Origin of the sequence: Emticicia sp. 17c (assembly GCF_037153985.1) — a bacterium.
GTDB lineage: Bacteria > Bacteroidota > Bacteroidia > Cytophagales > Spirosomataceae > Emticicia.
In genome coordinates, this window is the sequence record NZ_JBBAYI010000002.1 from 762,550 (window position 1) to 787,946 (window position 25,397).

Genomic DNA, 25,397 nt, shown 5'->3' on the forward strand with positions numbered 1-25,397 from the left:
AAGATTTATTATTTTGTAGGAAAATATAATATAAATGTGGCACCTTCGCCCAGTTGGCTTTCTGCAAAAATAAACCCATTATGATTGCTCATAATCCGGCGGCAAATTGCCAGCCCAACGCCTGTGCCTTCATAATAATTACGCCCATGAAGCCGCTGAAAAATAACAAATATTTTTTCGGCGTATTCTTGTTCAAACCCAATACCGTTATCACTTATGGTTATTTTATGGTAATCATACTCTCTTCTCACTTTTTCAATGCCTTTTATCTCATCTCCCTTCACAATACTATGGTTTATCTTAATAAGCGGTTTTACATCAGGCTTTGTAAATTTCAGGGCATTGCTAATAAGATTTAAAAATAACTGATTTAACTGAAAAGAAATGCCCCAAATATACGGCAATTTTTCTATAATTAATTCGGCTTTTTTTTCTTCTATCTTTACCGACAAATCATTCGTTACCCGATTCATTACTTCTTGTAAATCAACTTCCTGAGAGCTGGTTTGTTTTCTGTTTACCAGTCTCGAAAAATCGAGCAGGTCATTAATCAGATTCTGCATACGTTCGGCCGAACTGGTTATTTTTTCCAGATTTTCTTTGCCATCCTCGTTCAGCGAGTCGGCGTGCCGCCTCACGAGCCTATCGCTGAAAGCCCTTATTTTTCTGAGAGGTTCCTGTAAATCATGCGACGACACATACGCAAACTGTTCGAGGTCTGCATTTGAGCGATTCAACTCATCAATTTTATTTTCCAACTGGTGCTGAAAACTAATTCTTCGTTGCAATTCCAGAAAAATCAAGACAAAACTAACTATTAGCAACACAAATGAAAAAATAGACAGCAACGATAAAACAGTTGTTGTTTGTGTATCATTTTTGGTTTTCACGTCTCTTCTTTCTTCGAGTAATTGCCGTTCTACGGCCTGAAATCTGTTAACCAACTGCCTTATTCTGTCCATCTCAACTTTGCCTTTCAAAAACACCTCGTTGTTAAGCACTTCGTGCATTTGCACCTGCTTTATGTTATAGCGCAACAACTGAATTTTCATGCTTATGGAATGCCTGAGGGTATCTAGCCTTTTGGTTTGCTGGGGGTTTTTTCTGACTTTGTATTTCAGGTCTCTGTACACTTGTTCAATCTGCCGCTCGGCCTTGTAGTAAGGCTCCAGAAACGATTTTTCTTCGGTAAGCAAATACCCCCTTTGGCCTGTCTCAAAATCTTTCAGGATAGAAACCAGTTCTTCACTCTTTCTTAGTACTTCGTGGGTATTCTCAACGGCTGTTGCATAGCTCGTTGAGTCAGAGATTTTTTGGTAGGAGGTCCAGCTTAATATTGCCAATAACACTAAACAAATAGTGAACGAGAAAAAAATAAAACGGAGACTCTTCTTCATAGAATAGTGTTATTTGCAAATATCTTAAAAACGGGGAATTATTTTCCCAGGTTGTAGATTTTTTTACATTATTTGTGGAGACAAATATTTTTTCAAAAATTTGTCCAAAAAAATATCAAGCCAGCAAGCCGCTGATAATCAGTATATTACAAACGTTTTTTTTGTTTTTTTCTAACATCTGGCAATATGGGCTTCTAAATTGATATATATAGGTGTAGAAAAAACATTATGCCATGCTAAATCTCAGCCAAACACAGAAACAAACTTTAAGAATTTCTCCGTCTCAGATACAGTTGCTCAACTTTCTACAACTTTCTACTCTGGAACTCGAAGAGCATATAAAAACGGAATTAGAGGAGAATCCGATGTTAGAAGAAGTAAGCGCAACCGATGACGCTGAGATGGATGATTTTGACAAAGATGGGCAGGATTCGACCCAAAGTAATAGTTCAGATTATCTGGACTGGGACGAATATAATGACGACGATGTGCCTAATTACAAAACACAACTTAACAATTACAGCGGTGACGATGACTTATATTCGGCACCAATAGTACAACAGGTTTCGTGGCGCGACGACCTCAAAGAACAGCTACACGTACTAGCTCTTACAGAACGCCAACAATTGCTGGGCGATTTTGTGATTGACTCTCTGGATGAAAACGGTTTTCTGAAATATGATGCCGAAGCCATTGCCGACGATGTATCGTTTACCAACAATATTTTTGTTGATGAAACCGACGTGGAAGAAATCATCAGGATTATACGTAAACTTGAACCCGTAGGAATTGCCACCTCAAACCTGCAAGAATGCCTACTGGCACAGCTTGACCATAAACGTGAGCAGGGCTGTAACGTTGAACTGGCTTACGAAGTTGTACTGAATAACCTCGACGACCTTGCCGTGCGCAATTACGAGAAAATTATGCGTACCCGCGAGATATGCGCCGAACAACTAAAGGCTGCCGTTACGCTTATAACTTCGCTCAATGCCAAGCCTATCTCAGAAGAAAATGTTAGTTCTATATTAGTAAAAGATAACATTATACCCGATTACCTTGTTTTCTATGATGATAACAAAATTGAAGTGTCGCTCAATAGCAATCAGATACCGCCATTAAAAGTCAATAACTCGTTTAATGACCTGTTACATGGAACTGCTGATAAAGCAACTACGCACTATATCCATACAAAAATTTCGGCAGCTAACTGGTTGATTGATGCTATTCAGCAACGCGAAACCACCATGCTGAAAACCATGAGAACCCTGATAAAATTACAGGAAGAGTTCTTTAAAACTGGCAATGTACAAAAACTGAAACCCATGACCCTGAAAGATGTTGCCGAAATTATAGGCATGGATATTTCGACGGTGTCAAGAGTAACCAGCGGTAAATACGCTCAAACACCCTTTGGAACTATCCACTTAAAAGACTTATTTTCGGGGGGTATTTTTACAGAGTCAGGCACGGAGGTATCGAACCGTGAAATTCAGCAAACGCTGGCGGGCTTAATTGCCGGAGAAGACAAAAATGCCCCGCTTAATGATTTCCAACTGGCCGATTTACTGGCGCAAAAGGGTTATCCTATTGCCCGCCGTACGGTAGCCAAATACCGCGACCACCTCGGTATTCAGTCAGCACAGCTAAGACGTGTTTTATAATGAAATTCCATTACTTTAAACTAAAAATAGATTATATATATTATGCAACGTATCCTTGTTATTGATGATGACACTGATATTTGTCTTTTACTCCGTCGTTTCCTAAGCAAAAATGGTTATGAAGTAGCCATTGCACAGAACGGACAAACAGGCTTAAGTTTATTGGAAGAGTTTTCTCCTGATTTAGTTATGACTGATTTCCGTTTGGGAGACCTTGACGGAGGGCAAATTTTAAGAAAAATAAAGGAACGTTTTCCTAATGTTCCCGTGCTGATTATTACTGGGTATTCTGACATCAAAGTGGCTATTGATGTCATGAAACAAGGGGCGTTTGATTACATTACCAAACCCCTTTTCCCCGACGAAATTCTGCTTACCATCAAGAAAGCCTTAGGTAGCGAGAAAACAGAGGGCAGTATGCAATCAATTGCCGAAAAAGAAACAAGCACCCCAAAGGCTAGTGTCAAGCCTAGCAGGTCGAAGTCAGACTCGAACTACATATTCGGTAGCGGGCCTGAGTCTAAAAACCTCTATTACCAGATTGACCTCGTAGCCCCAACCAATTATAGCGTCATTATTTATGGCGAAAGTGGGTCGGGCAAAGAGTCAGTTGCGCAGGAAATCCATAAAAGAAGTAAACGAGCCAACGGCCCCTTTGTTGCAATGGACTGCGGTGCTATTTCAAAAGAATTAGCTGCCAGCGAGATGTTCGGCCACGAAAAAGGCTCATTCACAGGCGCGCTCAATCAAAAAATAGGGCATTTCGAAATGGCCAACGGCGGAACCCTCTTTCTGGATGAAGTAGCAAACCTGCCTTACGATGTACAGGTAGCTTTACTAAGAGTAGTACAGGAAAGAAAACTGCGCCGGATTGGTGGCAATAAAGAAATAACGGTTGATGTCAGGATTCTCGTTGCCTCGAACGAACGCCTCATGGAAGCGTGTCGTAAAGGCAAATTCAGAGAAGATTTATACCATCGTTTCAACGAATTCAGCCTTGATGTACCGCCGCTCAGAGACCGTAAAGGTGATATTATGGAATTTGCACAGTTCTTTTTAGAAAATACAAACGCCGAATTAGGCAAAGACGTAAAAGGCTTCGACGACGACGTAAAGGCGGCGTTCCTGAGCTATCCGTGGTATGGTAATCTCAGAGAAATGCGCAATGTTGTCAAAAGAGCTACCTTACTGGCCGACGGCGACTACATAGAGTCGAAATCGTTGCCTTTCGAGATTATCAATTACTCGCGGCTATTGTTCTCAGAACCAAGCCAGCCCATTATAAACGAAGAAATAGTACAAAAACAGGAAGAACCCGTAAAACCTAATCTGAAATCGGCCGCACTCGATGCCGAGTATGAAATGATTTTACAGGTGCTTAAGCAAGTAAATTACAACAAAAGCAAAGCCGCACAAGTATTGAGTATCGACCGCAAAACGCTTTATAACAAAATGAAAAGTTATAATTTGTAGGTAAGTTTTGACTGTATCTTTACCCATATTGGCTTTCAACCAGAATTTCCCGACAAAATCTTCGGGCTTAATAGACGGCAGTGGTTAGGGTTTATCTATTACAAAAACCATTTAAAACCACCACGGCCTCATACCAGCGAAGGGATTCAGTATATTTTTATCTGAAAACAAGCGTAACCAATTATAAAAAGTAATTTTTACCTATGAGTTAGGATACCTGCTGGCAGGTATTGATACTTTTTAACCACTAACTCTATAATTTATACCAGAATGATTCAAATACAAAAGGACAAAAAAAGTATTGTTATTCTTATGGCTGATGACGACCCCGATGACAGAGCCATGACAAAGGAAGCACTGGAAGAAAATTTTTTACTGAATGAACTCCGGTTTGTGGAAGATGGTGCCGAACTGATGGATTACCTGAAAAGAAGAGGGAAATATAGTAACCCCGAAAACAGCCCCCGCCCGGGTGTAATTCTGCTCGACCTGAATATGCCCAAAAAGGATGGTCGGGAATGCCTGCGAGAAATAAAGTCAGACGATGAACTGAAAAGCATTCCGGTTATTGTACTTACAACCTCAAAGGCCGAGGAAGACATATTAAGAACTTATGATTTAGGCGTTAATAGTTTTGTAACGAAACCCGTTACATTTTTTGAATTAGTAGAAGTGATGAAGAACCTGGGAAGCTACTGGTTTGATATTGTTCAATTACCTAAATTTAATTCATGAAAGAGCTCGACACTATCAGGGTTTTAATCGTAGATGATGATGAAGACGACTTCTTCCTCACGAGCGATTACCTCAATGACATAAAGGGGAAAAAATTTACCCTTGACTGGGCAAAGAACTTTGATGACGCCGTCGGAAAAATAACATCCTGTAATTATGACATTTGCTTTTTTGATTTTTTACTAGGAGCCAAAACAGGTCTCGATTTACTAAAAAGAGCTATTCAGGAAGGGTGTCAAAGCCCAATTATATTACTCACCGGCAAAGGCGACCAGAAAATAGACATGGAAGCTATGCGCTTGGGAGCGGTTGATTATCTGGTTAAAAGTGAACTTGACCCTGAGAAACTGGAACGCTGTATCAGGTACTCGCTTGAGCGTGCCGATACCCTGAAGACACTTCGCGAAAGTGAACAGCAGTATCGTACCATCTTTAACCATGTCAGACAAGGAATTATTGTTACCCAGCCCAAAGACGGTAGCTTTATTTACTATAATCCGGCTACGCTTGAAATGCTTGGCTATGAAGCCGAAGAACTCAATAACATGAGTACGGCCAAAATTTTTGAAAAGCCCGAGGTATGGCATCTTTTCAATGAAAAACTTGAAGAAAACGGTAGCATAGACAAGTTCGAGGCTATTTTCCTGACCAAGAACGGCGAAAGAAAAATCTGCCTCATTGATGCCCAGAAACAAAAAAATAGTGAAGGCAAGGAGTCATTCCTGAGTATTATTCATGACGTAACAGCCCAAAGAAAAGCTGAACGCGAAGCCATGATGCTCGAAAAAATGGCCGCCACAGGCCGCCTTGTGCGCACATTAGCCCATGAAGTACGTAACCCTCTTACAAACATCCATTTGTCGGTAGAACAGATGGAAAGCGAATTACAAGACGAAGACTCCAAGCTATTTCTCGGAATTATCCGACGTAACAGCCAACGTATCAGCGATTTAATCACCGAATTACTCAACAACTCTAAACCGTCCGAACTGGCTTTTGCCAAAATTTCGGCGCATGAAATTCTGGAAGAAACGCTCGAGCAGGCCATTGACCGAATCAATCTGAAAAGTATCAGTCTTGAAAAACAATACGGCGAAGATTGCCTGTTGAACCTCGACCGCAGCAAAATAAAAATTGCATTACTGAACATCATCATTAATGCCGTTGAAGCAATGGAAGAAAACAAAGGCGTATTAATAATAAAGACCTACATAGCCAATAACCAGTACTATGTGTGTATAAAAGACAATGGTACGGGCATAAGCCCCGAAAACATGAGCCGCTTGTTTGAGCCTTATTTTACAGCCAAAAACAACGGAATCGGACTAGGGCTATCGGCTACACTCAATATTATACAATCTCATAAAGCTACGGTTGATGTAAACTCAGAAGTAGGAAAAGGCACCGAGTTTATTATTACCTTCGGCATATACTAAAAGAGAGCCATTAAAATGGCTCTCTTTTAGTATAACTGCTAGCACCAGTTTATTTTTCTTATGCGCCGTTATGCACCAAAGGCTGGCGTTTTCTGAAACCCTCTCTGAACGATTCAATACATACACTTATACCTACCAGAATAATACCTGCCCAAGCACTCAGCACAATGTAGTTATAATATACTGCGGCTTCTTTACGCTCAATAATAATACCGCTCAAAGCCCATATAATGGCTAAACCGATATAAAAATTCTTAAATCGGAAAATTGCCCACACGCCTATAAAAGCTCCAACAAGTACCAGTGTCGATGTCCACGACTCCTCACTCATGCCTGCACCACGCCAGCCGAAATGCACTAGCAATGCCGTAATATTGGCAATTGTGGCAATACATATCCAGCCCAAGTAAAGACCAAAAGGGGCTTTTACAATAAAACTCTGTGCATTACTCAGATACGGTGTTAACAACCTGATTTGGGAATCGATAAAAATAAGGCGGCTTAAAAGCAACAGCATTAGTATAACACTTACTACGATGAGGTCATAATGCCAAGCCACAATCCAACTCATATTAATAATACAGGTCAGAATAAAAGCAAGGTTTATTCTGTTCACGATTTCTCCTACGTAGGGGTCAATTTTCGCTTTAAATACTGAGCTTAACTGATAAATACAGAAAATAAACAACAGCAGATAAATAGCCCCCCAGATTGAGAATGTTAATGGAGCCGGCACAAACAGATTCGGGTACTGGTCAGACACCTGACCGGTGTTTTTACCATTAATGGGCAAGAAATTAGCCAGAAAGTTGACAAATACCATTGCTAAAAAAAACAGAAAATTCAGTATTTGTAGGAGTCTGACTCTCGAAGGATTAAATTGAGTTTCCATAATTATATCGATTTTTTGTGTTCTTTTATTTCAATTTCCTTTTTTTCTAATAAAACAGCGTTCTTGTTAGGCTGTATTGGTGTTCCATAATGGCGGGTATAGACCTTAGTAAATTCTGCCCCTAAAAACAGAATTGTTGACGAATAATATACCCACAGCAAAATAATAACTACCGAGCCGGCCGCTCCAAAGGTTGTCATGATGGCCGACTGCCCCAGATAATAACCTATCAGAAACTTCCCTATCATAAAAAATATGGCTGTTACTCCTGCCCCCAGAAAAGCGTCTTTCCAAGCTATTTTACCATCGGGCAATACTTTAAAAATAGTAGCAAACAATAATGTTATTACTAAAAAGACTATCAAAAGGTTTATAAAAAAGAAAAGATAAACTGTTATGTTTTCAAAAAACAGTTGCAAACGCTGGCTGAAGATGTCGAGCATGGTATTTACCAATAATGATACTATCAGTAAAAAACCTAATGACAGAATCAGCGAGAAAGATAATAAGCGATTAAACAGGTATTTAAGAATACCCGACTTTGGTTTGGCTTTTAACGACCATATAAAATTGATAGAGTCTTGTATTTCGGCAAAAACCCCCGTAGCACCCACCAGCAGCGTACCAGTACCTATAATAGCCGCTAACCCCGACTTCTGTGATAAGCGTGCATTCTTGATGAGTTCTTCGACCTGTAAGGCGGCATCTTTTCCGATTAGCCAGTTTATTTGCCCATATACTTGCCCCTGTATGGCTTCGCGTCCGTAAAAGATACCTGCTATTGAAATTATTACTACCAGCATTGGTGCCAGCGAGAAAATAGTATAATAAGACAAAGAGGCACTTAATTTAGTGGCGTTGTCGGTGCTGAATTCGGAAAATACTTCCCGAGCGAAAGAAAAATATTCTTTCAGTTTGGTTTTTAATGATTTCATAAGTGGTTGTTATCTATTACAGTTCAACTTCTACGCTATATTAACATGGCCCTTAAAGCTGCATAATAGCTTATATATTATGCTAAATAATATGTACCATGTAGGTCATATCACACCCAAAACAAGAAATGTGGCAAAAATTCCACACTTATTTTCCCAAAATGCCACATTTTCCACATTTTTTTTAATAAAACGCACATAAAATCCCCATTAAAATACATGGTATGAGATTTTAATCTTATTAGGCGTAAATCGTTTCATTAAACTATTGAAATCATGACACCCATCATCTTCATAATCGGAATAATAACAATGTTCGTTATGTCGGTGGTTTTGCTAAAGATTGCTAACCACAACTCGCAAAACTGGGACGGCAGAACAAGAGGTTCTCATACAAACCATGAATTCAATGGTTTTATGAAACGAGTGAAACTGACTTCATCGAAGTTAAAATAAAAGTACAAACACACAACACACAAGAAGATACAACTTTGTAGCTATGAAAGCACACATTGGTTTACCAGAAAAAGACATTATAAAAATTGCTGATTTATTACAGGTTATTTTGGCTGACGAACACGTGTTAATAACCAAAACCCGTAATTATCATTGGAACATAAAAGGACCCCGTTTTATAGAGTTACACAAGTTTTATGAAGAACAATACGATGTAATTCGTGAAATGATAGACCAGATTGCCGAAAGAATCACACAGCTAGGCCACAGAGCCAACGGCACAATGAAAGATTTTCTGGCAACAACAAGGTTGGAAGAAGGGCCTTATGAAGACAAACAAGATACTCAGATAAGCCGTTTGTTAGCAGACCACGAAGCGTTTATAACAAATTTGCGTAAAGATATTAAAGAAATAGATGAAGTTCTAGGAGACGCAGTCACAACAGACTTACTTACGAACTTCATGGGGCAGCATGAAAAAATGGCATGGATGCTCCGCGCGTTTTTAGGGTAGTGTTTAGGTTAAAAAAGGTGGTACAAAAGGGGCAATTTTTGCCCCTTTTGTATTTGTATACGGTCTGGAAACCATTACATACAAAAAAAGGCACTTACTTTGGGTAAATGCCTTTTGTATATGATTCCGATTCGATTACAAGTGAATTACTTCTCCGTAAGCGGCAGCGGCAGCTTCCATAATAGCTTCTGACATGGTTGGGTGTGGGTGAACCGACTTCACAATTTCCATACCTGTTGTTTCAAGCTTACGTGCCACAACAGCTTCTGCAATCATTTCGGTTACGTTAGCCCCTATCATGTGGCAACCTAGCCATTCGCCGTATTTTGCATCGAAAATTACTTTCACAAAACCCTCTGGGCTACCTGCGGCTTTAGCTTTACCGGAAGCCGAGAACGGGAATTTACCTACTTTAATTTCGTATCCGGCTTCTTTAGCTGCTTTTTCGGTATAACCTACCGAAGCAATTTCAGGAGTACAATAAGTACAGCCCGGAATATTCTTGTGGTCGAGTGGTTGTGGATGGTGCCCCGCAATTTTCTCAACACAGATAATACCTTCGGCCGATGCTTTGTGTGCCAATGCAGGGCCAGGTGTTACGTCGCCAATGGCATAATAGCCCGGTACGCTGGTTTCTGACCACTGATTCACCGTAATTTTACCTTTTTCGGTTTTAATACCTACTTCTTCCAGACCAATGTTTTCGATGTTAGCTACAATTCCGGCAGCCGATAAAACAATGTCAGTTTCGATTTTAATTTCTCCGCTAGGTGTTTTTACAGTTGATACACAACCTTTACCGCTTGTATCTACTTTTTCAACGCTTGAGTTAGTGTAAATCTCAATACCTGCTTTTTTGTAGGCTTTGGCCAGTTCTTTTGAAATTTCTTCGTCTTCTACCGGAACAATATTTGGCATAAACTCTACGATGGTTACTTTTGTACCCATACTTGCATAAACGTAGGCAAACTCAACGCCAATTGCACCCGAGCCAATTACCAATAAAGACTCTGGTTGTTTTTCAAGGCTCATCGCCTTACGGTATTCAATTACTTTTTCTCCGTCAATAGGTACGTTAGGCAATTGTCTGGCTCTTGCACCTGTGGCAACAATAATATTTTTACCTTCTATTTCTGATTTTTTCCCTTCTGCGTCTGTAACTTCTACTTTTTTACCGGGTTTTACTTTACCAAAACCGTAGATTACATCAATTTTATTTTTTTTCATCAAGAACTGAACCCCCTTACTCATGCCTTCTGCTACACCACGAGAACGCTTGATAACGGCTCCAAAATTTGCGTTGGCCTCAGCTACTTCAATTCCGTAATCTTTTGCGTGTTTAATATATTCAAACACTTGGGCAGACTTCAACAATGCCTTTGTTGGAATACAACCCCAGTTAAGGCAAATACCGCCGAGGCTTTCTTTCTCAACAATGGCAGTTTTCATGCCTAACTGTGAGGCACGAATAGCGGTAACGTATCCGCCAGGCCCACTCCCAAGTACTATAACATCATACTGTGCCATAATATATAATTTTCTGGTTTATTATAAATTTGTTGCAAAATTAGACAAAATAGCTTATTCACAAAATCCTTTTTGATTATGTTAGTAAAGCCAAAAGTGTGGTAAAGCGGTGCTTCGTTGCAAACAGAAGCAGCACTATCCTTTAGATAAAACAAATAAAAATGCGTATTAAATCCCGTTTAATTATAAATAAACCTCAGTATATACGCTTTTTTATCGCCCCCTTCCGACGACACAAACAAATCGCCCGAGGGTGTAAAACAAATACCCTCCGGCTGGCGAAACAGTTTTTCGTTAAGCTCAATTAATTCTTTTTTAAGGCCCTCACTTGTCAGAATCAGCAGTTTCTTCCCTTGCGAGGCTAATACGTAAATGTCTCCGCTGGCAGGATGCACAGCAATACCCGAAGGACGAAAGTCTGTATTGCCGTTTTTTCCAGTAATCATGGCTCTGGTTATTACATAGCGTGCCTTAAACTGTGCCTGTGTTAAATCATAGGCATAAATTATTTTTTCGGTATCTTTAGCTTTAATGTGTTCTTTAGTAGCTAATAAAAGGCTATTGGTTTGGGGGACATAAGCCAGCCCTTCGTACTCTATTACCTCATTATTACTACAATCAATGGTTCGTTCTGCGTCAGTTGCTATATTTATTACTTTTATTTTACCATTACTCTTCAAGACGAAAATCTCGTTGCCAACTACCTCAATACCTTCGTAGTCTCCGGCTTTGCCAAAATCCTTTTTATCGGTAATGTCTTCCTTTAGGGTATCATAAAAGAAAATTTCTCCTTCCTCATCATTGACACAAACAAGCTGATTACCTCGGTAGTAGGATAACCCCGATATTTCTTTCAGGCTTTTAGGGAGTTTCATTTTCTGGGCAGGGTTGGCAAAATCATAAAACCGTTCAGGCTTTTTGCCTGTGGGCTGCTGGGTATCCTGTTGTTGTCTGGATGGCCCGCACGAAACAAGCCATATTACCATAAAGGCTATTATAGCCAACGCCAAGACAAATATTTTGAGCATATCAGATAGGATTTTAAGTGGTTCGATAGTGTTTATCAGAAAATATTGTCAAATTTAAAACCATTTTTCATTCAATCTTTTAATCTTATGCACGCTATTACATTACCCAGCAAACTACGCTTTATTTGCTTAATTATTGGCGGTTTCTGGCTGGTATCCTGCCAGTCGGGTTCAAAGGAATCTAGCCAAAGAGATATTCTGGCAGAAGTGGTCGATACGACGGTTTCGCCTAAAGATGATTTTTTTAAATATGCCGTCGGAACATGGCTTAAAAATAATCCGATTCCGGCTTCTGAAAGTGCATGGGGAATAGGCAGCCTTGTACAGGACGAAACCTACAAACGTTTAAGAACTATCAGCGAGGAATCGGCCAAAGGCAGTACCAGCGCGGGGTCGAGCGAGCAGAAAATCGGTGATTTCTGGTTTACCGGCATGGATAGTGTAAGCATTGAAAAACAGGGTATAAACCCTATTAAAGCCGACCTTGACCGTATTGCAGCCATAAAAGACATTAACGGAGTACTAAACGAGGTAGCCCTGCAACATACTTATGGCATAGGCACTTTGTTTGGTGCCTATATTTTTCAGGACGAAAAAAACAGCGAAGAGCAAGCCCTACACTTGTATCAGGGTGGGCTGGGCCTGCCTGACAGAGACTATTATTTTAATACCGATACCCGTACGGCCAATATTCGGAAAGAATATAAGGCTCATCTGCAACGTATGTTTAAACTCTTAGGCAACGATGAAGCTACTGCAACCCAAAATGCCGAAAAAGTTTATGCACTGGAAGAAAAGCTGGCTAAAAACTCACGCAAAATAGAAGCCTTGCGCGACCCCTACAAAAATTATAATAAAATGGATTTGGCAGCTCTTGAAAAACTTGCGCCTTCAATGAAGTTTAAGGATTTGTTTACAGCCATGCAAACCCCTCAGGTTAAGAGTGCCATTGTGGGTCAGCCAGAATTTTATACGGCAGTCGAGAACCTATTGAAAACTACGCCCATTGACACATGGAAAGCCTATTTAAACTGGCACTTTGTTAGCAGCTTTGCTAGTGAACTAAGCAGCCCTTTTGCTAAAGAAGATTTCTACTTTTACAGAACTGTGCTACGTGGGGTAAAAGAAATGAAACCACGCTGGAAACGTGTGCTGGACTCGGAAGAACAATTGCTGGGCGATGCACTAGGACAACTTTTTATCAAAAATTATTATTCTGAAAAAACTAAAAAGCGTTACGAAGAACTGGTTAAAAATATTTTCTCGGTATATAAAGACCGTATCGAAAAGTCAGACTGGATGTCAGATAGCACCAAGAAAAAGGCTTTGTTGAAACTTTCTACGGTAATGGCAAAGGTGAGTTATCCTGATAAATGGAAAGACTTTTCGAGTCTGGATATTAAACGGGACTCGTACGTACAGAATATCATCAGAGCTAACAAATGGTGGTATACTTATACAACCAACAAAATTGGCAAGCCTGTTGACAAAACAGAATGGGACATGACACCCCAAACTTATAATGCGTATTACAACCCCTCGAACAACGAAATTGTTTTACCTGCGGCTATTTTCTTCATTGCTGGCTTTGCCGACGAACAGCTAGACGACGCCATTATTTATGCCTATGCCGGAGGCTCAACCATTGGCCATGAAATTACACATGGATTTGACGACCAAGGAAGGCAGTTTGACGAAAAAGGAAACCTGAAAGACTGGTGGACCAAGAAAGATGCCGAAGAATATACTAAAAGAGCAAAAGGTATTATTGAACAATTTGATAATTATGTGGTTCTGGACTCGATGCACGTAAGAGGCGAAGCGACACAGGGCGAAAACATAGCCGATTTGGGTGGCGTTGTGCTTGGGTTAGAAGCATTCAAGAAAACCGAGCAATATAAATCAGGTAAAAAAATAAGTGGTTTTACACCTTTACAAAGGTATTTTCTGGGATACGCCCTAGCTTGGATGGGCCACACCCGCGACGAAGCACTGGCAAACAGAATCATGACGGATGTACACGCACCAGGTTTTCTTCGGGTAAATGGGCCAGTAGTAAACATTGATGAGTTTTATGAAGCATTTAACATAAAGCCAGGCGATAAAATGTATCGTGCACCGGAAAAACGTGTGAAAATCTGGTAAACAGGCGTGTAAACGAAACAAACCATGTTTATTAAAAAAATTGCCTTAAAAGATTTTTTTCTTTTTACTGAAGCCTGGGGATTGCTTGCAATCTCTAGGCTTATTCTTGTTTTTATTCCTTTTTCAAAAGTTTTGCCTTTACTGGGCAAACAGGTTTCGCCTGACACAACACCCGATAGGCACAATAAGCATTTCGTGCATATAGGTACTGCCATTGCAAGGGCCTGCCGATATTCGTTCTGGCGCACACAATGCTTTGAACAAGCACTATGCGCCAAATTCATGCTTAAGTTAAGAAAAAGAAAAAGTACAATTTACTTTGGTGTGAAGAAAGACGAATCAGCAAAAGAACTGCTGGCCCATGCGTGGCTTGTTTGTAATAATGAAATAGTTACTGGTGGTAAACAAGCCGAATATTTTAAAATACTGAGTGTATTTTATGGCTAATTATTGGCTTTTTAATTCAAAAACCTTTTTTTTGTAGAGATAATCACATTAAACTTTCTTAGCTCATGACAAACCAATACAATTCCGAAGAAACAACTACTAACGAACAACAAAAATTGGCATGGAGTACTCCCGAACTGGAAGTATTCTCGGTAAAAGAAAAAACTTTGGCAGGATCCGATGGGCTTACCGACTCAGGTATATTCTCCTAAATTCTGATAGCAATTAACCGAGGTTGAGTTATCTATCTTAATTCTTGGGCATTATTTCAGCCTTACTATAAGCTTTTGCCCAAAAAATCAGTAGCCTGTATTATTTCATTATTACATCAGTAATGACTCTTAGAAGCTAAGGGGCATTACTGATTGTGTTTACTTATGCTAAATACCCAACTATATAAATTATACCACTCATGAAAGAACAACACCAAGTACAAGACAAAACCACTAACGAACAACAAAAATTAGCATGGAGTACCCCCGAACTGGAAGTATTCTCGGTAAAAGACAGAACTTTGGCTGGAGGGAGAGAGGTGAGCGATGGTGGTGCTTTTTCATAGACACCATCGTTAATACATAGAAGTTGAATGATTTTATTCAACTTCTATGATAAATACAATTTTTAAAAGCGTTTCATCAAAAAATCAGCAGCCTGCATTGTTTTTATTAAAACATGAATAGTATCCGTAGATTCGACAGTTTCACTATCCAGATATGCCTGTAAGTTTTTTTCGAGTTTATTTACATTGATATAATCCTGCACCAACGCTGAATTTTTAAGAGCGGCAAAGGCATTTAATACCTCCGTTTTTGATTCCCTTACCCTAAAAATAAGATCAGAACTCTGCAAACCTTTGTTTTTAGCATATAATACTTCATCAGGTATTTTATTGGCCATCATTCTCTTCACAAGCATTTTACTATTGAAATGTTCATCAAAGAAAACCTCATTAGGTATTGCCAGAAAGAAGTCCATCAAATCTTTGTCGGTAGTGGGGTCTCTTAACTCTATGCCATAGTAATGCCCCATAGTTGCCCCTAATACGCTTCTGGGCCTATAATAGAGAATATAATTCTTTTTAAATTGCAGTACGTTGGCATAATATTGTAAAAAAACCTGATTCTTTTTTCTGGCCTCATCCATGACATTGTATTTATCTAATGCCGAGGTAGCCAAATAACTTTCCAGAATAAATTTTTCAAAAGTATTAAATACAGAAAGCGTACTAAAGTATTTCAGAACAAGAGGCTTAGCTACCTGTCTTTTTAAGTATTCAACAGGTTTTTTGAGGAATCGCCGAACACTATGTGGCCGCTTATAATCAAGCCCAACGAAAGAAGTAGAGCCATTCCCTCCCTCGCCGGTCAGCAATGTGCCATAGCCAGCTTGTGCAGCGGTTTTGTAGATGTCTAGCATCCAATAGGCATTTCCGGCTCCATGAATAAACCCATCTATGATATTAAGCATCTCGATGCTTCCCTGCCAAGGCGAAACAGATTCAGAAGTCAGGTACAGAGGGTTAATATTACCCGCTGCTTTAATAATAGCACTGATAAAAGGGGTTTCATCAAGTACTCGTTTCTGAGCCATCGGATGGTTTGAAAGATTGTTTTTATACAAAGGCACATGGCTAAGGGTAGTAAGAGTTTTATTCTGCTGTTTGAGCAGGTCTGCGGCTACATAACTTACCATACTGCTATCAAGCCCACCGCTCAGCATGGAAGCCACTGGTTTATTACTTCTTAGCCGCCTGTTTACGGCTTTGTATACCAGTTCAGACATTTGGTCTGAGTAATCCTGTTTATTTTTGTAGTAGATTTCCTTTATGTTTTCGGGTGGCCAGTACTGGCTAACTGTTATCGCTCTGTTTTTGAGTTTGAGTACAAAGCCAATTTGCAGAGAAAAAACATTCTTGTAAAAGGTTTCGTCACCCAAAAACTTCTCTCTTACTTTCCATAAACTCAACAATGAAATAAGATACTCGTCATTGAGTTCTTTTTTGAAATCGGGCAAAGCCAGAATTGCCTTAACAGAAGAACTAAAGGCAAGGTATTTATCGGTTTTGTAAAAAAACAAGGCTGAATAGCCCATAGTATCACGAGCCACGAAAAGCTCTTTTGTATTAAAATGATAGGCAACAAAACTCCAGTCACCCTTTAGTTTATGCTGGGTTTCTTCGCCATATTTTAAGTAGGCTTGTAAGATAAAATAACTATCAGCAACCTGAGCGTCGGCTTTTACACCTATACTCTGGCTTAGCTCGTCCCGATTATCAATCCGGCCCTGCGCAACAAATAATATATTTGGTTCACTTAAGTAAACGGGCTGTGCATCATAGGTGTCTTCGGGTGTACCGAAGGTCAATAGCTTGCCAAAAGCTGCTTCGTGCTGAATAGCCTTATGAAACCTAACCTGAGGAAAATCTCTTAAAGGCTCATACATTGCCTCAAAAAAATCCCCATCAGCATGGGTTTCATATCTTACAATACCAAAAATTAAACTCATGTGTGCCAGATTAGATTATATTGAAGCAAGAGCAACTACTGTGCTTATAAAAGTAAACCCTGTGCCTGAAGGCTATCAAGAAACTTATAGGTTTCGTGTTTACATTGGGTTTCTGAAACATTATATTTTGAGAGCAGATAAGCTATCAGTTCATCAGCCGTAACAGGATTTTCTATTTTTTCCCAGATGACACGGGCCAGATTATTTAAAGTAATGTAATTTCCGGTTTCCAGATGCATCATTACCAGTTCGTCGCCCAGATTAGTAATTAACACATTTTCACTTTTCCGTTGTATGGCTTTAGTCAAATTCATTGTAGTTATAACAAACGTTTTTTCAAAATTATAACAATAATCCCCAAAACCTAAAAATGAGCCTACAAAAAATTTCTGCTTTAGCCCTTACCACAACTTGTTTTAAACGACAATAGCGGCCAGTTACCTAGCCGCTATTGTTGTTATTGATGCTATGCTGTTTTAACAGTTTTCTCCGCCTATTTCACAGGCATCGCCCGCTGCTTCTACGGGTTGCATCTCTTCTGCTACTTTGGCTAGTGCCTCCTGAAATACTTCGGCAGGTTGTGCGCCACTTAACCCGTATTTGTTATTCAGGATAAAAAATGGAACGCCCGATACCCCTAAACTCTGAAAATGCCTGATTTCCTGCGTTACCCAGTAGCTAATCTGGTCGTCTGCCAGAATACTTTCAGTTTTTTCGCGAGGCCAGCCAAAATCTTCCATAAAAGCAAGTATATTTTCTTTCTCTGAAAAATCGATACCTTCGGTAAAATAGGCTTTGAAAAGTTTTTCTTCCAGCATATTCTGGGTTCCTTCTTCTCTGGCTACGTGCAACAATTTATGTAACGGAATGGTATTAATTGCTTTGGGCATTTTTTCAAATTCAAACTGAATGCCCGCTTTTGCGCCTACTCCTTCTACCCGTTCGTGCATTTGCTGAATACGCTCAGGGCTTCCGAATTTATTGGCAAAGTATTCTTCACGTGGGAGGCCCTCCTGCGGAATTGTCGGGTCTAACTGAAACGGGTGCCATGTAACCTGAAAATTCTGCTCAGGCATTCCTTCAAGTGCTTTTTCGAGGTGTTTTTTACCAATATAGCACCACGGACAAGCCACGTCTGAAACAATATCTATCTGAATAGGTTTATTAGCCATTATATTATTTGTTTTAATAATTCTTACTTGCAAATACCTTAACAAACCTACAGTGGTTTATTTTGGCAGTTGCTACTCTTTCAATAATATAATGAAATTTTCGTGCTTTTCGTTCAAAGATATTGCCACTTGTACCACACCCATGCCATGGCTGTAAGCCCATGAGTTTATCTGATAGCAACATTGGTACGGTTGCGTGCTACCTGAAATTCAGCCCTACACGCAGGCTGTATTTATCCATGTGATACGAGAAAGCCCGATTGGAAGAATTTTGCGCATTAATTGCGTAAGCGTAGGCCATTTCTAGCCATATTACCTGACGGGCGTTAACAGGCTTACTGAACCGATAACCTAGATAGGTATCAAAAACAGGTTTTTTCGAGAAATCGCTCCCTGCTTTTACTCCTATTACGGCTTGTTGTTTATGATTTATATCAAAAAGTAAATCGTTCTGAAGTTCAAAAACCTGCCATTTTTTTGAGTCAGTTTCCATGCTTTCTATGGCTCCATAGGCAAAAGTATTGTTATTTAACCGGATGGGTTCGTGTTTGCCTTTCACTACACTGTATTTAAAGTTTGACTGCGCCGAAAAATAGCTCACCCCTACTCGGTAATTTAAACGTCTGATTTTTAATGGATAAACGCCTCCGGCCTGTATCGCCCAGCCTATTCGGCCGCCATTACTGGCACCGCTAAACTGGTTGATAAGTACATTAGAGAAAACACGATAATAACTCAGAGAAGGTGTCAGTGATACATACCATTCAGCGGGTGTTTTAAAGAAAGGCTCCGGTTCAGGATGGTAAACTGGCTCATAAGCTATATGGGTATTGAAAGGAATACCGTTTGTGTGATACCTGTCTTTTGTGGCCAGATAGTTTACTTCGGCAAGTCTGTTGTCGGGGCCGTCGGCCTGCTGAATAACAGGTATTTCGGTAAGCTGGACCGCATTTGTCAAATCATTCTCTCGCTCTGATACGCTCGCTTTTTTTGGAGAATACACCTCTGCTGCTACTGCCTGTTCTTTATTCTCTGCAAATAATTTTGGGGCTGCGGTATCCTTCGTCATTTGCTGGCTATTGGCTGATTTTTTGGGTTGTCTCTCAGCTAATATTTTGCTTTTGTCTTCTTTTTTATCGCGTCGCATCACCACGGCCGCTTGATATGCCTCACCTGCTGTTTGGTTTTTATTTGTATTTCCTTTCGTTTTTTCGGCTGTTTTTTCTGCGTCTTCACGGCTATTAATTGTGGCGTATTTTTCGGCTGTTTTTACAGGCACTTTGCCTGACTGCCCCATAACAGGTTTGTCGGGTCGGGTAAATGATTGATATACCCAATAACCTATTAATGAAAACAGCAATAAAGCAGCGGCTAGGCTCCAACGCAGAAAGATGTGCTTCGGAGCAATTGGGGGAAGTTGCGCCTCTATGGTTTCCCAGAGTTTATCGTCAGGCATTTTGTCAAAGTCATCTGAATGGCTCTGAAACAACTCCTCTATTTTATCTTTAGGTTTGTTCATATACTTTCATGCAAACTATTGTCATTTAACTGACGCTACCGTGCTAAAAAACTTTTTTTTTAATTTTTCCTGAATGTATTTCTTGGCAAAAAACAACTGTGATTTTGATGTTCCTTCGGCTATTTTTAATTGAGCTGCAATTTCAGGATGGGTGTATCCTTCCATCACATACATATTAAATACCATTCTTGCTCCGTTGGGGAGTTCGGCCAAGACAGTACTTAGTATTTCCATTAACTCTTTATTGTTTAATTGTGTCAGAATATCTTCTCCCTCATCAACCCCAAGTAGCTCTTCGTCCGATAAATCGCTTATATCTTCAAAAGTTACTTGTTTTTTATAATGGCTGATAGCCGTGTTTACAATGATTCTTCTTACCCATGCCGATACGTCTTTGGCATCTCTTACTTCTTTTATGTGCCTGAAAGCCTTTACGAGTGCTTCCTGAAAAATATCTTCGGCATCTTCACGCGTATTAGCATAACGCCAGCAAACGCCAAAAAAACGACTTTTATATCGTTGATAAAAAGTCGCTTGGGCTTTGCGGTCGTTTTTTAAACAGCCTTTAAATACTTCTTCGTCAGTAAGCAAGTCGAAAGATTCTTATGTTTTTATTTAGATAGAAATACGTTCTTTATTATGGTTTAATTGAGACCGAAACTTTAGCCTGAATAAAATGGGTATCGTCACGGTATAAACCATAACTGAATGTATCGTTACCCGTAAAATTTTTATCGGAGCGGTACACCAACACCGGATTATCAAAACTTGTGGTATCTACGCTTACTTTTCCGTATTGAGGTTGTGCAATAATTTTTAGTGTTGCCTTGCTATATAAAGGGCAAACGACATCGTTTTGTAAAACATCAATGGCTATATCAGACCCTAGCACATAATTAGCCAAGCTCAGCACATCATCTTTTATACCTGTTGCACAGGCTTTTGGCTCAATAACAGATAGCTCGACAGGTGCAACGGCATTTTTTGTATTGGGTATGCCAATACGGTAGAAAAGGGTGTCTGCACCCACAAAATTCTGGTCGGGGGTATACACTATTTTCTGCCCCTGCACAACTGCTTTACCATGCTGCGGTGCAATTTCGATTTTTAATGAGCTGATAGTAGCACAGGTTTTATCGTTGGCAGTAATGTCAAGCTCGGTAGCTGTTGAGGCTTCAATATCTATTTTGTCGCCGATGGCTCCGGCAAAACAGGGTAAATCCTGAGTAGAGGCCACAATGTTAAACTGTACATCTTTATCCACTGTTGCGCCACCTTGTATGGTTCCTCTTAAAATGAGGTTATCTTTACCAACAGCCGTACTAGCCGTAAAACGGTAGTAAATCAGGCCATTGTCGGTAAATCTGGCCTCTCCATATTTAGGTGCTTGTATAATACTAATCTGGCTGGCTGTTTCAAGCCCTTTCAGGGCCGTAGGATTTACGGTAATAGGTTCTTTAGTTGTATAAAAAATATCGTTCGGGTTTTCTTCCATTCCTCCCGGACTTACGGCACTCAAACTTACTTTATCGCAAGACCCCGCCACCATTGCCACAAAGCACATATAACCAAGCAAACTCGCTTGAGTTTTGTGTGCCAAAAAACTATGTATCTTTTGAAGCATAAGCAGGCTTTTATTTATGATGACACAAAAAACCAGAACAGGGTTTAAGAACGATGCAATTATTATTGTCGGAAACTTGTTTTTTAAACTTTAATACACATTTACCTCTATAAATACGCCTACAAAACCCCTACTACTTGGTTTCATATTTTGGGTTACGTATAGATACCGTTATGGCTTTTTCTGTACTTTTATAGGGCAATTTTGTTTTATTTTATTCAAAAAAGGGTCAAATATTTCAGATGCACCCATAAATCTTTCAGGTTTATTGCCTCTTGTATTTTTCGTAAAATATTGCAAAAAAAAGCTGGAACTCAAAAATTATCCATTAAATTAGCTACGTTTTTGCTTTTCTAACTCATATATTCTTACAAAACCCCGATGAAAAAATGCTTGCTTTTAAGTGTGCTATGTGTTTTTGTTACCCACATAACTTTAGCAAAAAATGGGATGCCATGCGATAATACTCAAGTATTTAAAGTTCAGAAATTTTTGCCACGAGTAAAACCAGCTAAAGCCCCATCTTATCTACCAAATTCTTTTGTTTCTAATCAATCAAAAACACTTAGTTTTCCGCCTCCGCTAACCAGTACAATGGTTTCAAAAGAAGAGATTGAACCCAACAATAGCCTTGCAACGGCTAATGCCTTAGGAGGAAACGATGTAAAAATTAAAGGCAACATTGTTTTTTCGAGCGATGCCGTCGATTACTTCTCTTTTACTGCTTCTCAGAACGACCGTGTGTATGTAGCTACTCAAACGTCTTTTTCAGCCACAGGCTTCACCACCGATAGTTATCTGGAAATTCTTACAAACAGCGAAAGCGTGATTGAGGCAGACAATGATGACGGCTATTTTGATGCAACTTCGTCGAGCATTGCAGGTGCGATAATACCCGCCACAGGTACGTATTACATAAAAGTTACCCATAGCTCAACGGGCGGGCAAATGCTGCCTTATTCGTTGTATTTTCGTCTGCAATCAAGTGCCGGAACTAACTTGGTGGCAGAAACCGAAGACAACAATACAGCCCCCGGGCAAGTCATACCTGCTTCCGGCTGGATTTCCGGTAATGTATCGTCGGTGAATGATTATGATTTTTTCTCTATTTCACTTAATGCCGGAGATACCGTTTTTTTAGGGCTAGACAATGACCCCGAAAGAGATGCAACCACTTGGAACGGACAAATTGGCTTAGGCTATTTTGATAATTTTATTCTTACCGCAAACGACCCCAGCAACGTTTCGCCCAACTCCGAAAGTTTCTTTATGACCGTTAAGGACGCAGGCACTTACAGTATTTTTGTAGGTACTGGCGACAACGTAAGTTTTGGCACTTATCATCTGATTATCAGCGTTTTGCCTGCTAACAATACTAATTTTGCCAATTACACGAGTTCGGATGTTCCTAAGACCATTCCGACCACGGTAAGCACTACTACTTCGTCGCTGGTAGTAAACGACACCAAGCGGATTGAAAAAATAAGGGTAGTTATTAACCTCACGCACGATAGAATCGAAGACCTCGACATCAGGCTTACGTCGCCAGCTGGCAATACGGTTGGTTTATTAACGGATATCTCAACCAATGTTGGCGAAAACCTGAAAACAATGAATCTGAAACTGGATGATGATGCGGGTATTCCGATAGGTATTTACCCATCTGTCAATAATTTTATATTTCAGCCAGAATATAATTATCGGCTTGAGTGGTTCAAAGGCCAGCTTTCGAACGGAACCTGGACTTTAACCATTGATGACGACACCAATAATAACGGCGGAACCCTTATTAGCTGGGGTCTGGAAATACAACAGCAGGACGATATTGCAGGTACTTTAACCAATATCTATTTTAACGATTTTGAGAGCAATAATGGAGGTTTTACGCATACTGGCTCGGTAGACGACTGGAATAGAGGCACGCCAACGTTTGCCCCTATCAACACAAGTAACAGCGGTGTGAATTGTTGGAAAACCAACCTAACGGGGTCTTACAGTTCAAAAGCAAATAGTAATCTTATTTCGCCGAATATTTCTCTGGCGAATCTGGAAACAAAGAAAATTTACCTGACGTGGGCGCAGAAATTCCAGTTAGAGGGTGCTTTTGCCGACCACGCCTATGTAGAAGTACAGGATGTATCAGGAGTGGCCCCTTTAGTTGCTTCTAAACGAGTGTGGCAATGGGCAGGGGCAACGATGAGGGATGTTTTCGGAACGAGTACAATAGAGGAGTCGGCAGGATGGGGCATTTATAGAGCCGATATTAGCGAATTTGCAGGAAAAACCATCAGAATTACTTTCCATATTGACTCGGACGACGGAGCTAATCCGGCAGGGTGGGCTATTGATGACGTAAGGGTATTTAAAACTTTCTGCTCAGATACTGAAACCATTACTTCCAATTATAATGGTGTTTTTAGCCGTGTAGTTGCCAGTAACGGTATTTCGGCTACCAATACTATTCAGGATGATTTTATTCCTAAAAACACAAACATCATGTATCAGTCAGAGAAATCAATTATGCTACTACCTAATTTCAAGGCCGATGCCGGAACAGTATTTACGGCACAGATAGGTGGTTGTAATTAAGCAAGCATCATAAATAAAAAATGCGAGGTTTTCGGCCTCGCATTTTTTATTTAGCCTGTACAGATACTAGTTAATTATATCAAAACCGCAGTATGGCACCAGTGCTTGAGGCACTCTGATACCCTCAGGCGTTTGATTGTTCTCCAGAATAGCAGCCAGAATACGTGGCAATGCCAGAGCCGAACCATTAAGCGTATGCAATAACTGTGTTTTACCGTCGGCTTTATATCTTAGTTTCAGACGGTTAGCCTGATAAGATTCAAAATTTGATACTGAACTACATTCGAGCCATCTTTTTTGAGCGGCAGAATATACCTCAAAGTCATAGGTAAGGGCAGAAGTAAAGCTCATATCTCCTCCGCATAAACGCAGAATACGGTATGGTAATTCGAGCTTGTTAAGCAAGCCTTTTACGTGTTCTACCATTTCGTCAAGAGCCTGATACGATTCTTCTGGTTTACGTATCTGCACAATTTCTACTTTATCGAACTGGTGCAGGCGATTCAGCCCTCTTACATGTGCGCCCCAGCTACCTGCTTCACGGCGAAAACATGGCGTATAACCTACATTTTTAAGGGGCAATTCGTTTTCGTTGAGAATTACATCACGATAGATATTTGTAATAGGAACCTCAGCCGTCGGAATCAGGTATAAATCATCGGCTGTGGCATGGTACATTTGTCCTTCTTTATCAGGTAACTGCCCCGTACCAAAACCAGAATCCTTATTAATGAGAATCGGAGGTTGAATTTCGCCATAACCTGCGGCCAATGCTTCATCAAGAAAGAAGTTAATCATGGCACGCTGAATTCTGGCACCTTTACCTTTATATACCGGAAAACCCGCACCTGTAATTTTATTACCTAAGTCGAAATCAATAATGTTATATTGCTTGATTAACTCCCAGTGTGGCTGTGCGTTTTCGGGCAAGGCCGGAATTGTGCCTGCTTCAAACACATTCAGGTTTTCTTCGGGGGTGCGCCCTTCTGGTACACTGGCATGAGGTAAATTCGGGATAGTTACCAGCACTTCGTATAAATCATTCTCAAAGCCTTTCAGTACTTCTTCAAGGTTTTTTGAATGCGCTTTCAGTTCGGCTGTCTGGGCTTTGGCTGTTTCGGCTTCTGCTTTTTTTCCTTCCTTCATTAAGCCCCCAATTTCTTTAGCCAAAGCATTTGACTTAGCTAAAGTGTTGTCCAGTTCGGCCTGTGTTTCTCTACGTTTCTGGTCAATATCCAGCAAATTATTGATGGTTTCTTCGGCATTTTTAAAGTATTTGCGCGTAAGCCCGTCAATAGTTGCCTGTTTATTTTCTTTAATATAATTTAGTTGTAACATA

At 40.1% G+C, this 25,397-nt stretch carries 23 protein-coding genes; 11 read left to right on the top strand and 12 right to left on the bottom strand.

The window, feature by feature from the left end; genetic code table 11:
• Positions 1–8 precede the first annotated feature (8 nt).
• Positions 9–1,397 (bottom strand): sensor histidine kinase, encoded by a 1,389-nt coding sequence (locus WAA15_RS07655; protein WP_337042125.1) that lies wholly within the window; start codon positions 1,395–1,397, stop codon positions 9–11.
• A gap of 233 nt (positions 1,398–1,630) precedes the next feature.
• Here WAA15_RS07655 and rpoN point away from each other — a divergent pair, with 233 nt between their 5' ends.
• From rpoN to WAA15_RS07675, 4 genes are all read left to right on the top strand, one after another.
• Entirely contained in the window at positions 1,631–3,061 is a 1,431-nt protein-coding gene (rpoN, locus tag WAA15_RS07660; protein ID WP_337042126.1) for an RNA polymerase factor sigma-54, read from the top strand.
• 42 nt (positions 3,062–3,103) lie between these two features.
• Positions 3,104–4,534 (top strand): sigma-54-dependent transcriptional regulator, encoded by a 1,431-nt coding sequence (locus WAA15_RS07665; RefSeq protein WP_337042127.1) that lies wholly within the window; start codon positions 3,104–3,106, stop codon positions 4,532–4,534.
• Positions 4,535–4,804: 270 nt separating this feature from the next.
• Positions 4,805–5,269, top strand: a complete 465-nt coding sequence (locus tag WAA15_RS07670) for a response regulator (protein WP_337042128.1) — start codon at positions 4,805–4,807, stop codon at positions 5,267–5,269.
• Complete coding sequence (locus tag WAA15_RS07675) at positions 5,266–6,705, top strand: hybrid sensor histidine kinase/response regulator (protein ID WP_337042129.1); 1,440 nt, start codon at positions 5,266–5,268, stop codon at positions 6,703–6,705. Before WAA15_RS07670 ends, WAA15_RS07675 begins: the two co-directional genes overlap by 4 nt.
• 58 nt (positions 6,706–6,763) lie before the next feature.
• Here WAA15_RS07675 and WAA15_RS07680 read toward each other — a convergent pair whose 3' ends face one another.
• Together WAA15_RS07680 and WAA15_RS07685 are read right to left on the bottom strand one after the other, a co-directional pair.
• Positions 6,764–7,597 carry a hypothetical protein gene (locus WAA15_RS07680; protein WP_337042130.1) on the bottom strand — a complete coding sequence of 278 codons (834 nt, stop codon included), beginning with the start codon at positions 7,595–7,597 and terminating at the stop codon, positions 6,764–6,766.
• Positions 7,598–7,599: 2 nt separating this feature from the next.
• Positions 7,600–8,532: a YihY/virulence factor BrkB family protein gene (locus tag WAA15_RS07685; RefSeq protein WP_337042131.1), complete on the bottom strand. Its 933-nt coding sequence runs from the start codon at positions 8,530–8,532 to the stop codon at positions 7,600–7,602.
• Between the two features lie 276 nt (positions 8,533–8,808).
• Between WAA15_RS07685 and WAA15_RS07690 the strand changes: the two genes are divergently transcribed.
• Together WAA15_RS07690 and WAA15_RS07695 are read left to right on the top strand one after the other, a co-directional pair.
• Positions 8,809–8,988 (top strand): hypothetical protein, encoded by a 180-nt coding sequence (locus tag WAA15_RS07690; RefSeq protein ID WP_337042132.1) that lies wholly within the window; start codon positions 8,809–8,811, stop codon positions 8,986–8,988.
• Between the two features lie 43 nt (positions 8,989–9,031).
• Positions 9,032–9,502 carry a Dps family protein gene (locus WAA15_RS07695; RefSeq protein WP_337042133.1) on the top strand — a complete coding sequence of 157 codons (471 nt, stop codon included), beginning with the start codon at positions 9,032–9,034 and terminating at the stop codon, positions 9,500–9,502.
• 135 nt (positions 9,503–9,637) lie between these two features.
• Here the strand turns inward: WAA15_RS07695 and lpdA are convergent, their stop codons facing one another.
• On the bottom strand, positions 9,638–11,029 hold the full coding sequence (lpdA, locus tag WAA15_RS07700; RefSeq protein WP_337042134.1) for a dihydrolipoyl dehydrogenase: 1,392 nt from the start codon (positions 11,027–11,029) through the stop codon (positions 9,638–9,640).
• A 179-nt stretch (positions 11,030–11,208) separates the two neighbouring features.
• Positions 11,209–12,057 (bottom strand): SdiA-regulated domain-containing protein, encoded by an 849-nt coding sequence (locus tag WAA15_RS07705; RefSeq protein WP_337042135.1) that lies wholly within the window; start codon positions 12,055–12,057, stop codon positions 11,209–11,211.
• 87 nt (positions 12,058–12,144) lie between these two features.
• On the opposite strand from WAA15_RS07705, the gene WAA15_RS07710 reads away from it, so the two are divergent.
• The 4 genes from WAA15_RS07710 to WAA15_RS07725 all read left to right on the top strand — a co-directional run bounded on the left by WAA15_RS07710 (position 12,145) and on the right by WAA15_RS07725 (position 15,208).
• Positions 12,145–14,202, top strand: a complete 2,058-nt coding sequence (locus WAA15_RS07710) for a M13 family metallopeptidase (protein ID WP_337042136.1) — start codon at positions 12,145–12,147, stop codon at positions 14,200–14,202.
• 24 nt (positions 14,203–14,226) lie between these two features.
• On the top strand, positions 14,227–14,649 hold the full coding sequence (locus tag WAA15_RS07715; RefSeq protein WP_337042137.1) for a lasso peptide biosynthesis B2 protein: 423 nt from the start codon (positions 14,227–14,229) through the stop codon (positions 14,647–14,649).
• A 65-nt stretch (positions 14,650–14,714) separates the two neighbouring features.
• Positions 14,715–14,861 carry a hypothetical protein gene (locus WAA15_RS07720; RefSeq protein ID WP_337042138.1) on the top strand — a complete coding sequence of 49 codons (147 nt, stop codon included), beginning with the start codon at positions 14,715–14,717 and terminating at the stop codon, positions 14,859–14,861.
• A gap of 200 nt (positions 14,862–15,061) precedes the next feature.
• Complete coding sequence (locus tag WAA15_RS07725; RefSeq protein ID WP_337042139.1) at positions 15,062–15,208, top strand: hypothetical protein; 147 nt, start codon at positions 15,062–15,064, stop codon at positions 15,206–15,208.
• 62 nt (positions 15,209–15,270) lie between these two features.
• On the opposite strand, the gene WAA15_RS07730 is transcribed toward WAA15_RS07725, so the two are convergent.
• The 6 genes from WAA15_RS07730 to WAA15_RS07755 all read right to left on the bottom strand — a co-directional run bounded on the left by WAA15_RS07730 (position 15,271) and on the right by WAA15_RS07755 (position 21,469).
• Entirely contained in the window at positions 15,271–17,154 is a 1,884-nt protein-coding gene (locus WAA15_RS07730; protein WP_337042140.1) for an asparagine synthetase B family protein, read from the bottom strand.
• A 44-nt stretch (positions 17,155–17,198) separates the two neighbouring features.
• Positions 17,199–17,468 carry a PqqD family protein gene (locus tag WAA15_RS07735; RefSeq protein ID WP_337042141.1) on the bottom strand — a complete coding sequence of 90 codons (270 nt, stop codon included), beginning with the start codon at positions 17,466–17,468 and terminating at the stop codon, positions 17,199–17,201.
• Between the two features lie 162 nt (positions 17,469–17,630).
• Positions 17,631–18,326 (bottom strand): DsbA family oxidoreductase, encoded by a 696-nt coding sequence (locus WAA15_RS07740; protein ID WP_337042142.1) that lies wholly within the window; start codon positions 18,324–18,326, stop codon positions 17,631–17,633.
• A gap of 199 nt (positions 18,327–18,525) precedes the next feature.
• Entirely contained in the window at positions 18,526–19,845 is a 1,320-nt protein-coding gene (locus tag WAA15_RS07745; protein ID WP_337042143.1) for a hypothetical protein, read from the bottom strand.
• 21 nt (positions 19,846–19,866) lie between these two features.
• Positions 19,867–20,436, bottom strand: coding sequence for an RNA polymerase sigma factor (locus WAA15_RS07750; RefSeq protein WP_337042144.1), 570 nt, complete (start codon positions 20,434–20,436; stop codon positions 19,867–19,869).
• A 46-nt stretch (positions 20,437–20,482) separates the two neighbouring features.
• Positions 20,483–21,469: an Ig-like domain-containing protein gene (locus tag WAA15_RS07755; protein ID WP_337042145.1), complete on the bottom strand. Its 987-nt coding sequence runs from the start codon at positions 21,467–21,469 to the stop codon at positions 20,483–20,485.
• A 492-nt stretch (positions 21,470–21,961) separates the two neighbouring features.
• Here WAA15_RS07755 and WAA15_RS07760 point away from each other — a divergent pair, with 492 nt between their 5' ends.
• Entirely contained in the window at positions 21,962–24,058 is a 2,097-nt protein-coding gene (locus WAA15_RS07760; protein ID WP_337042146.1) for a 3-coathanger stack domain-containing protein, read from the top strand.
• A gap of 66 nt (positions 24,059–24,124) precedes the next feature.
• Here the strand turns inward: WAA15_RS07760 and serS are convergent, their stop codons facing one another.
• On the bottom strand, positions 24,125–25,396 hold the full coding sequence (gene serS, locus WAA15_RS07765; protein ID WP_337042147.1) for a serine--tRNA ligase: 1,272 nt from the start codon (positions 25,394–25,396) through the stop codon (positions 24,125–24,127).
• Position 25,397 lies beyond the last annotated feature (1 nt).

Coding starts and splice junctions, on each gene's coding strand:
- WAA15_RS07655 (WP_337042125.1), bottom strand. CDS start 1,397: ATGAAGAAGAGTCTCCGTTTTATTTTTTTCTCGTTCACTATTTGTTTA.
- rpoN (WP_337042126.1), top strand. CDS start 1,631: ATGCTAAATCTCAGCCAAACACAGAAACAAACTTTAAGAATTTCTCCG.
- WAA15_RS07665 (WP_337042127.1), top strand. CDS start 3,104: ATGCAACGTATCCTTGTTATTGATGATGACACTGATATTTGTCTTTTA.
- WAA15_RS07670 (WP_337042128.1), top strand. CDS start 4,805: ATGATTCAAATACAAAAGGACAAAAAAAGTATTGTTATTCTTATGGCT.
- WAA15_RS07675 (WP_337042129.1), top strand. CDS start 5,266: ATGAAAGAGCTCGACACTATCAGGGTTTTAATCGTAGATGATGATGAA.
- WAA15_RS07680 (WP_337042130.1), bottom strand. CDS start 7,597: ATGGAAACTCAATTTAATCCTTCGAGAGTCAGACTCCTACAAATACTG.
- WAA15_RS07685 (WP_337042131.1), bottom strand. CDS start 8,532: ATGAAATCATTAAAAACCAAACTGAAAGAATATTTTTCTTTCGCTCGG.
- WAA15_RS07690 (WP_337042132.1), top strand. CDS start 8,809: ATGACACCCATCATCTTCATAATCGGAATAATAACAATGTTCGTTATG.
- WAA15_RS07695 (WP_337042133.1), top strand. CDS start 9,032: ATGAAAGCACACATTGGTTTACCAGAAAAAGACATTATAAAAATTGCT.
- lpdA (WP_337042134.1), bottom strand. CDS start 11,029: ATGGCACAGTATGATGTTATAGTACTTGGGAGTGGGCCTGGCGGATAC.
- WAA15_RS07705 (WP_337042135.1), bottom strand. CDS start 12,057: ATGCTCAAAATATTTGTCTTGGCGTTGGCTATAATAGCCTTTATGGTA.
- WAA15_RS07710 (WP_337042136.1), top strand. CDS start 12,145: ATGCACGCTATTACATTACCCAGCAAACTACGCTTTATTTGCTTAATT.
- WAA15_RS07715 (WP_337042137.1), top strand. CDS start 14,227: ATGTTTATTAAAAAAATTGCCTTAAAAGATTTTTTTCTTTTTACTGAA.
- WAA15_RS07720 (WP_337042138.1), top strand. CDS start 14,715: ATGACAAACCAATACAATTCCGAAGAAACAACTACTAACGAACAACAA.
- WAA15_RS07725 (WP_337042139.1), top strand. CDS start 15,062: ATGAAAGAACAACACCAAGTACAAGACAAAACCACTAACGAACAACAA.
- WAA15_RS07730 (WP_337042140.1), bottom strand. CDS start 17,154: ATGAGTTTAATTTTTGGTATTGTAAGATATGAAACCCATGCTGATGGG.
- WAA15_RS07735 (WP_337042141.1), bottom strand. CDS start 17,468: ATGAATTTGACTAAAGCCATACAACGGAAAAGTGAAAATGTGTTAATT.
- WAA15_RS07740 (WP_337042142.1), bottom strand. CDS start 18,326: ATGGCTAATAAACCTATTCAGATAGATATTGTTTCAGACGTGGCTTGT.
- WAA15_RS07745 (WP_337042143.1), bottom strand. CDS start 19,845: ATGAACAAACCTAAAGATAAAATAGAGGAGTTGTTTCAGAGCCATTCA.
- WAA15_RS07755 (WP_337042145.1), bottom strand. CDS start 21,469: ATGCTTCAAAAGATACATAGTTTTTTGGCACACAAAACTCAAGCGAGT.
- serS (WP_337042147.1), bottom strand. CDS start 25,396: ATGTTACAACTAAATTATATTAAAGAAAATAAACAGGCAACTATTGAC.